General features: G+C 68.3%; 1 protein-coding gene and 1 pseudogene. Both read left to right on the top strand.

Annotation, left to right across the window (positions count from 1 at the left end):
* Positions 1-71: 71 nt before the first annotated feature.
* Positions 72-991: pseudogene (locus PSD17_RS16360) on the top strand (IS481 family transposase); the annotation flags it as partial.
* Between the two features lie 158 nt (positions 992-1,149).
* On the top strand, positions 1,150-2,239 hold a 1,090-nt coding region (locus PSD17_RS16355), incomplete at its 3' end, for an IS256 family transposase (protein ID WP_339123326.1).

Genomic DNA, 2,239 nt, shown 5'->3' with positions numbered 1-2,239 from the left:
CTTGATCAAGGGGAAGGCCTCCTGGCGGAGTGGGTGTGTCTGACGCACCTGCTCGAACCCGGAGGCCTTCCGTGTCGCACCGTAACGCCCGCACCACCGTGCACGCCCGCAGGCTCATCATCGAACGACGCAAAGCCGGCTGGCCCGTCGCACGCATCGCCGAACAGCTCGGCATCTCCCGCGCCACCGTCCACAAGTGGCTGCGCCGGTTCCACGAGGAGAGCTGGCCCGGGCTCGAGGACCGATCCTCGCGCCCGCACACCACACCGACCCGAACTCCCGCCGACATGGAGGCCCGGATCCTGATCCTGCGTGACACCGAACGTCGCGGCCCGGTCTATCTGGCCGGGCGCCTACGCCTGGTCGCCTCCACCGTCGGGCGAGTGCTACGCCGACACCACGTCGCCCCGCTGGCCGCGATCGACCCGATCACCGGCCAACCAGTGCGGCGTCGCTACTCCGGGATCCGCTACGAACACCGCGCACCCGGAGACCTGCTCCACATCGACGTGAAGAAACTAGGCCGGGTTCCCGACGGCGGCGGGTGGCGACTGCACGGGCGCCGAGAAGAGGTCCGCGGCCGCGGGACGGCTACGACTACCTTCACGTCGCCGTCGACGATCACACCCGCCTGGCCTATGTCGAGGCGTTGCCCGACGAACGTGACGTCACCGCGGCCGGGTTCCTGCACCGGGCCGTGGCCTGGTTCCGGGCCCGCGGGGTGCGGGTGCTGCGGATCCTCACTGACAATGCCCTGGTCTACCGGCGCGGACACAACTGGTGAGCCGTGTGTGTCGCGCTCGGGCTGCGGCGGCGGTTCACCAGACCGGGCTGCCCGTGGACCAATGGCAAAGCGGAGCGGTTCAACAGGACCCTGCTCACCGAGTTCGCCTACGCCCGCCCGTGGCTGTCCAACACCGACCGACTCGACACCCTGGACACCTGGGTCCAGCACTACAACACTCGACGCGCTCACTCCGCCATCGGCGGCCGGCTCCGATCACCCGCCTCGCCTCGTGATCGTCAACAAGGTCCTGGGTCACTACAGCTGATATGTAGTGCCCTCCTGTCAAGGGCAGGGTGGGGAGTGTCTGATCTTCGGTGTAACTGGTCTGTAGCTCCGGGCGTGTCCCGGGGGAAGGACCGGTAATGACGGACACGATCGAGCCCATGCCACCGGGCCGGCTCGACCAGCAGCAACTCGCCCAGCAACTCGTGGAGGCCGCCCGCGCCGAGGGTGTGGAGCTCGTCGGCCCAGGCGGGCTGCTCACCGGGTTGACCAAGACGGTGCTCGAGACCGCGCTGGAAGCGGAGATGAGCGAGCACCTGGGGTATGACCGTCACGATCCGGCCGGGCGTGACGGGGGCAACTCGCGCAACGGCACCCGCTCCAAGACCGTGCTCACCGAGATCGGCCCGGTCGAGATCGAAGTCCCGCGTGACCGCGACGCCAGCTTCGACCCCGTCATCGTGCGCAAACGCCAGCGCCGCCTCGACGGGATCGACGAGATCGTGCTGTCGCTGACCGCCCGCGGCCTCACCACAGGCGAGGTCGCCGCGCACTTCACCGAGGTCTACGGGGCGAAGGTCTCGAAGGACACCATCTCCAAGATCACCGACAAGGTCCTCGACGAGATGGCCGACTGGCAGAACCGGCCCCTCGACGCGGTCTACCCGGTGATCTTCATCGACGCCCTCTACGTCAAGGTCCGCGACGGCCAGGTCACCAACCGGCCCTTCTACGTGGTCATCGGAGTCACCGTCGACGGGCACCGCGACATCCTCGGGATCTGGGCCGGTGAGGGCGGCCAGGGCGGGGAGGGCGCGAAGTTCTGGCTGCAGGTGCTTACCGAGGTCAAGAACCGGGGCGTCTCCGACGTGTGCATCGCCGTCTGCGACGGACTCAAGGGCCTACCCGAGGCGATCACCACGGCCTGGCCGCAGACGGTGGTGCAGACCTGCGTGCTGCACCTGATCCGCAACACCTTCCGCTACGCCTCACGCCGCTACTGGGAGCAGATGGCCAAGGACCTGCGGCCGGTCTACACCGCGGCGACCGAGGCCGCCGCCCTGGCCCGGTTCGACGAGTTCACCGACACCTGGGGCGGGACCTACCCGGCGATCATCGCGCTCTGGCGCAACTCCTGGTCGGAGTTCGTGCCCTTCTTGGACTACGACGTGGAGATCCGCAAGGTCATCTGCTCCACCAACGCCATCGAGTCGCTCAACGCCCGCTACC

The organism is Pseudonocardia sp. D17 (genome assembly GCF_036984265.1).
Classification (GTDB): domain Bacteria; phylum Actinomycetota; class Actinomycetes; order Mycobacteriales; family Pseudonocardiaceae; genus Pseudonocardia; species Pseudonocardia benzenivorans.
Note: the sequence above shows the minus strand (reverse complement) of the source record. Positions and strands in the feature narration are given on the sequence as shown.